This is a genomic window from Bacteroides sp. OM05-12, assembly GCF_003438995.1.
Lineage (GTDB): Bacteria > Bacteroidota > Bacteroidia > Bacteroidales > Bacteroidaceae > Bacteroides.
In genome coordinates this window covers 439106-445944 of record NZ_QSUN01000002.1, presented here as the reverse complement: position 1 = coordinate 445944, position 6839 = coordinate 439106, and the positions used below count along the sequence as shown (strand labels likewise).

Annotated in this window: 4 protein-coding genes; 2 read left to right on the top strand and 2 right to left on the bottom strand. The window is 42.1% G+C overall.

Features of this window, described 5'->3' with window-relative positions:
- Nucleotides 1-35 precede the first annotated feature (35 nt).
- Both DXB63_RS03415 and DXB63_RS03410 read right to left on the bottom strand, forming a co-directional pair.
- The gene (locus DXB63_RS03415) at nucleotides 36-689 is read right to left on the bottom strand and encodes a hypothetical protein (protein ID WP_122124973.1); all 654 of its coding nucleotides are present in this window, start codon (nucleotides 687-689) and stop codon (nucleotides 36-38) included.
- Nucleotides 690-704: 15 nt separating this feature from the next.
- Nucleotides 705-3071, bottom strand: a complete 2367-nt coding sequence (locus DXB63_RS03410; RefSeq protein ID WP_122124972.1) for a leucine-rich repeat domain-containing protein — start codon at nucleotides 3069-3071, stop codon at nucleotides 705-707.
- A gap of 412 nt (nucleotides 3072-3483) precedes the next feature.
- Here DXB63_RS03410 and DXB63_RS03405 point away from each other — a divergent pair, with 412 nt between their 5' ends.
- Nucleotides 3484-5307, top strand: a complete 1824-nt coding sequence (locus DXB63_RS03405; RefSeq protein ID WP_122124971.1) for a YgiQ family radical SAM protein — start codon at nucleotides 3484-3486, stop codon at nucleotides 5305-5307.
- A 267-nt stretch (nucleotides 5308-5574) separates the two neighbouring features.
- Nucleotides 5575-6585 (top strand): YitT family protein, encoded by a 1011-nt coding sequence (locus DXB63_RS03400; protein WP_122124970.1) that lies wholly within the window; start codon nucleotides 5575-5577, stop codon nucleotides 6583-6585.
- Nucleotides 6586-6839: the final 254 nt, after the last annotated feature.

Below are 6839 nucleotides of genomic sequence, written 5' to 3'. Positions count from 1 at the left end.
CACTACCTACAACGATTGAATGAGCATACTCTTCCCTACCCGCACTGCTCCGTTTTCTTCCGAACAAACCGGATATGCCACTCCAAACGTTCCAATGAACCTAAGTCCAAAGCCCGTTGTCCGGTCAACATACTCGAAAAGAAAACAGGAGTACCTTCAAGGGACGAATTATTCACAATTCTGTACGTTCCAATCTCCTCGTCGAAACAAAAATCGAAAGCATCAGGATTGAATGCTTTATCCTTCATCCACCGTTTGGCATACACATTATTCACCACAAGCATACAGGGCTTTGCCTGCTCCATGATATCCTTGGTTATGGCAAACTGTTCCCTGACAAACTCTCTACCTACGGCATCTTCACACAACCCTTCCATATTCTTTTGGTTTGTCTCACGCACATAAAACAAATCCAGATGTGTCCAAGGCAAACCTGTTGCCTCGGATACATCTATAAATTTACGAAAGTATCGGTGAAGTTTTCCATTACCGGAATAGAAATGCCGTTCGTCCGTTCCATCTCCTTGATACGAGGGATTCAGACCGATAAACATCAAGGCATTTACTTTCACTTCGGCCGGAGCCGCATAACCGCGTTCACGAAAAGGAAGAGAGGAGTATCTCGCATCATCCCATAACCGATTCAAACGCTCTTCATAGCATTCTTTTACAGAAAACTCATTCATCATTTTGTCTTTTTTAAATTATTCTATCCATACTTTTGTTACTTCATTGCGTACTTTTACCAAATACCATCCTCTATTCATCGGTATTTCCAAAGCCGTTCCCCTATACGTAATCTGCCCTATCAGGTTGGTCACGAGAACTGTTTCTCCATCTGTCAATCCTTCCACTACGACTTTACTGCCGGATGAAGAGACCTTCACTTTACCGATATTGTTCACAGACAGGAAATTAGCATTTTCAAAGGTCACGTTCAATACCAAATCTCTTGTTGCAGTACAGGTATAGAAAGCATTGTCTTCCAAATCGGCGGTTATGTCCGCATCATTCAAAAGAACGTTGGATATCTTGTTGTCGGCACCCGGAAGGATGGTGAAAGAGACCGTTGTGCCGGACTTCACGGTACAGGAAGATACCGCTTCATTATTGATTCTAACCGTTCCCAACGTCTCATCATAAACAGCCGAAACCTGATAATACGTTTCAGGTACAGAAGCTACAAAGACCACTTCAAATGCCAAATTTTCCGTTGCAGTACAAGTATAGGTGTTATTTTTCACATCGGAAGTTATATCAGCATCATTCAAAAGGACTTTGGATATCTTGTTGCCATCATTCGGAAGGATAGCAAAAGAAACCGTTGTGCCCGACTTTATGGTACAGGAAGTAACCGCTTCATTATTGATTCTAACCGTTCCCAACGTCTCATCATAAACAGCCGAAACCTGATAATACGTGTCAGGTACAGAAGCTACAAAGACCACTTCCAATGCCAAATCTTTCGTTGCAGTGCAAGTATAGCTGTTATTTTTCACATCGGCGGTTATGTCAGCATCATTCAAAAGGACTTGCTGCACCTCATACCCTGCCTCCGGAAGAATAGAAAAGTTCACCTGCGTGCCGGACTTCACCGTACAGGAAGCAAGCTCTTCATTGTTTATCTTAACTGTGCCTTTTGTCTTATCATATACAGAAGAAACCGTGAAATAGTTCCCCGGTATGGGGTCTACGAAAGTCACTTTAAGAACCATATCCTCTTTTGCCGTACACGTATAGAAAAGATAGTTTTCCAATTCATCCGTTATATCCACATCATTCAAGAGCACTTGTCGAGTTTCACAACCTGTATTCGGTAAGATAGAAAACAAGACTTCCTCACCTATTCGGGCATAGTAAGGATTCGATTCCTCATTATTTATTTTAACTACTCCCAGCACTTTATCATAATCGGCAGAGACATTTAAATATTTCTTAAATACCACTTTACAAACCACATCATTATCCTCATCGGGAGTTCTATTATAACGATAGCTATTCTCCTCAAAAGATACATTTTCACCATCAATTAAGATTGAATCGACATAATATCCCTCCTTAGGTAGAGCCTGAAAGTTTATAACTCCATCATAATCTTCCGGAATCGAAATCCGGTCTGTATCCTGACCATTTATGGTTACATCCCCCATTTCCTTGTCATAGACAACAGTTACATCATAGAATGGCTTTTTAAAAGTAACTTTCAAATCCAAATCATCATCCAGAGCTGCAATTGTGTATGTGTTATTATACAATTTCGCTGCAATATCTTTATTATTTAATAATGCTTCACCTATATAGGCTCCTTTACTCTCATCCGATAAAAATTTAAAAGTAATCTTTGTCCCTCTTTTCAAAGTATCCCTTTGCGCCACTGCAACATCATTCAAATAGATGTCACCATCGCCATTGTGAGTAACGGAAACGTAAGTTCCCCAACTCCCGTCCTCAAAATACCTCTCTTCCACCCGACTTTCGGCAAAAAGAGTTTGCCATACGTAATCCTTTCTATAAGCCGATTCTGAATTTATTGGTATATAGAAAATACACCCATACATAAAACTATTATTATAACAAACTGGCGGATTTTTACCTAATAAATGCACTTCACGCAATTCTTTAAGAGCATATTGACTAATCATAGTTACACTATTAGGAATAATCAAAGAAGTAAGACTCGAACACTTCGAAAAAGCATACTCACGAATCGTTGTTACACTATTAGGAAGATTCACAGAAGTTAGACTAGAACAATTCAAAAAAGCACTAGAACCAATCGTTGTTACACCATTAGGAAGATTCACAGAAGTTAGACTCCGGCACTCCCTAAAAGCACTAATACCAATCATTATTACAGAATAAGTAGCACCTTCATATTCCACTGATTCAGGAATAACAATATCTCCAACACTGCTCTTACCATCAGAAACCACTGCCGTATAGTCATCATACAGACTATACTCAATTTGTTCCAGCGTAATACTCCCCACTACCGTACTTGCCCTTACCCCAAAGCTCACCAATAAGAGCAAAACCGTGAGATAGACTTTAAAAGATAACTTTCGTTTCATAGCAAAAGAATTATGCTTCCTGTTCCCCTCCGGATAGCGTTATTATATACAAAAAGCGTGAGAACTGTTAATTTCTTATCTGCCTTAGAGGTATCGCCAAACACCCACCATACAAATAACAACAGTCTCACGCCATTCATGAATATACGAGTCCTCAAGGAGGTATATATACACGGAGCATGAGCATTTCTGTTGTATTACATTGTATGGTTTCGAAAATTGGCGATTTTCTAAGACAAAGTAATATCATTAAAACGCTCATAAACAATATGTCCTTCTGAAACGCTTAACACTATAAGCGACAGAATTGTCACAAAACTACAAATAAAAACAGAAGTCGCCAAAGATTTTACAAAGAATATATAGAAAGGATGCAGGAATGTTATTAAAACTTATTCTGTATCTTTGCACCATGAAAGAGTACAAACTGACGGATTGGTTACCTACCACCAAGAAAGAAGTAGAGTTACGTAAATGGGATGAACTGGATGTAATCTTGTTTTCGGGGGACGCTTATGTAGACCACCCGTCATTCGGAGCAGCCGTTATCGGACGTATTCTGGAAGCGGAAGGGCTACGGGTGGCAATCATCCCGCAACCCAACTGGCGCGATGATTTGCGCGACTTTAAGAAGTTGGGGAAGCCACGCCTGTTCTTCGGCATATCCGCCGGATGCATGGACTCGATGGTCAACAAATATACAGCCAACAAACGCCTTCGTTCTGACGATGCCTACACTCCTGACGCACGTCCGGATATGCGTCCCGAATACCCAAGTATCGTTTATACGCAGATTCTCAAGAGGCTTTATCCCGATGTACCCGTTGTGCTGGGAGGCATAGAAGCGTCCATGAGAAGACTGACACACTACGACTACTGGCAAGACGCGCTTCGCAAAAGTATTCTGATAGAATCCGGTGCGGATTTACTAATCTACGGCATGGGCGAGAAACCGATTGTGGAATTGGTAAAACGGCTGCAAAACAGTACTGAGCACACTCCCCTGCCTACGGATATTCCACAAACAGCCTACATATGTAAAGGGGAAATAGAGGCTCTCTCTCCCACAGACATCCAACTATTTTCACACGAGGAATGCCTGAAAGACAAGAAGAAACAGGCGATGAACTTCCGCCATATCGAAGAAGAGTCCAATAAATATGAAGCGGCAAGGATTATTCAGGCAGTAGACCGGAAAGCCGTCGTGGTGAATCCTCCCTATCCGCCGATGAGTCAAGAGGAATTAGATCACTCTTTCGACCTGCCTTATACTCGTTTGCCTCATCCCAAATATAAAGGGAAACGCATTCCGGCATACGACATGATAAAGTTCTCCATCAATATCCATCGGGGCTGTTTCGGTGGTTGCGCTTTCTGTACTATTTCTGCGCATCAGGGAAAGTTCATCGTAAGCAGAAGCAAGAAATCCATTCTGAAAGAAGTAAAAGATGTGATAGAACTGCCTGATTTCAAAGGTTATCTGAGCGACTTGGGAGGTCCTTCCGCCAATATGTACATGATGCGCGGACGGGATGAGAATATCTGCCGGAAATGTAAACGACCGTCTTGCATACACCCGAAAGTATGTCCCAACCTGAACAGTGACCATCGCCCTCTGCTGGATATTTACCGATCGGTAGACTCACTCAAAGGGATCAAGAAATCCTTTATCGGAAGTGGTGTGCGTTATGACTTGCTGCAATACGAAAGCAAAGACGCGAATATCAACCGGGCAGCAGCCGAGTATACCCGGGAGCTGATAGGCAACCATGTAAGCGGACGTCTGAAAGTGGCCCCGGAGCATACCTCCGACCGTGTGCTTACCATCATGAGAAAGCCTTCTTTCTTACAGTTCCAGCAGTTTAAACGTACATTCGACAAATTAAACAGGGAATTAAACCTGAAACAACAGCTTATCCCCTATTTCATCTCCTCGCATCCCGGATGCACGGAAGAAGATATGGCGGAGCTTGCCGTCATTACAAAGAACTTAAACTTTCATCTGGAGCAGGTACAAGACTTTACACCTACCCCGATGACCATGGCTACCGAAGCCTACTATACCGGGTATCATCCCTATACATTGGAACCTGTCTACACAGCGAGAAACCCGAAACAAAAACTTGCACAACGGCAATTCTTCTTCTGGTACCAACCGGAATACAGAAAGCAAATCATAGAGGAACTCCGCAAAATGGGCAGAAAAGATCTGATTGACAAATTATACGGAAAATAATACTCCGCTTACGCCTAAGGGAGCGTTGCCTTTCACCTAAGGGAGTGAGAGCTAACGCTCCCTTGGGCGTAAGGCAACGCTCAAGTAGATGTAAGACAACGCTCCCTTAGGCGTTTTTCAGTCAATGGTTGTATCGGGAAATATCCTACCCCGTCAATCAGTATATGGAATAAATCAACACATATAACAAGAAAAGTTTTGGAAGAAATAGTGTAAGCTCACTTCTATTTTGTATATTTGCTGCATGAATATAAACATCAAAGAATAATGGCAGCAATATTAGATACATTAAAACAACAAAGCAAGTCTGTTTTACAACTGAATTGGTGGACTTCATGGATAAACATTTTTGTGGGTTGCACGATACTGGCAGCAGGTTTCGTCTTCTTCATCAATCCCTATAATATAGTGCCGGGCGGAGTATATGGCGCAAGCATTGTGCTTCACAACCTGTTTCCTTCCATTCAGGTAGGTACATTCGGTTATATGTTTGATGTTCCGTTGCTTATCCTTTCGGTTATATTATTGGGTTCCAAATTGGGAGCACGCACTATCGTTGCCGCTTTATTCACACCGCTCGTTATGAACCTCTTATCCAGCCTGGTCTATCCTACACGGGAAGCATTGGAAAAACTAGACCCCGCCCAACTTCTCGGCGGCACTCTGAACATGACCGATCACTTGATGCTGACCTGTGTTATGGGAGCTACTCTTATCGGCATCGGTAGCGGTATCGTGGTGTGCAATCAGGCTACTACAGGGGGAACTGACATTATCGGAATGATGTTGCAAAAGTTCTTTCACATCCGTTTCTCCAAAGCCATATTGCTGGTAGACGCTGTTGTTGTCTGCTTCGGTCTGGTGGTAATCGGATTCGGTATAGGCAATGCAGAAGATACCACTCAACCTTCATGGTATCTTTCTTTCTATTCGCTTATCGCCATCTTCATCACATCACGGGTGATAGCTTATGTGATAAACGGAGCGAAAGACGATAAGTTGCTGTTTATCATCAGCGAAAAGGAAATGGTGGAACTACATAACTTCATCCTTCAAGATTTAGACCGCACGGCTACCCGCATCAAAAGTTCAGGTCTGTATACAGGAGCTGAAAAAGAGATGCTTTTCCTTGTGGTGAACCGCCGGGAAGTGACTTCCGTAAAGCAAAAAATTAAAGAAGCCGACCCACGTGCATTCGTTGTAGTCACCGATGCTTACGACACCTTCGGCGAAGGATGGAAACAACTTCCCTCTGCCAACGAGATACAACCGGAATAAATGACTCCCATAATTCAGGATTATTTCAACGGAGGAACAAGCCGAAACAATATTTCTACTGTTTAATCATATACTACTAAAAACTATTAAAAGAGGATGTCAAACACATCCTCTTCATTTTCATATGTTCAATACCCAGGTTCTTTGCCTTCAAAGTCTCTATATTGCAATACACCACACCATAACAGGATCGTCTCACACCTGACGCTTGCTTTTACATTATTACTTTTTTATTGTATTCAAGTATAAATTAT

What these genes read in the sequence shown, in the direction of transcription:
- DXB63_RS03400 (WP_122124970.1), top strand. Translation starts at nt 5,575, where the DNA reads ATGGCAGCAATATTAGATACATTAAAACAACAAAGCAAGTCTGTTTTA.
- DXB63_RS03405 (WP_122124971.1), top strand. Translation starts at nt 3,484, where the DNA reads ATGAAAGAGTACAAACTGACGGATTGGTTACCTACCACCAAGAAAGAA.
- DXB63_RS03410 (WP_122124972.1), bottom strand. Translation starts at nt 3,071, where the DNA reads ATGAAACGAAAGTTATCTTTTAAAGTCTATCTCACGGTTTTGCTCTTA.
- DXB63_RS03415 (WP_122124973.1), bottom strand. Translation starts at nt 689, where the DNA reads ATGATGAATGAGTTTTCTGTAAAAGAATGCTATGAAGAGCGTTTGAAT.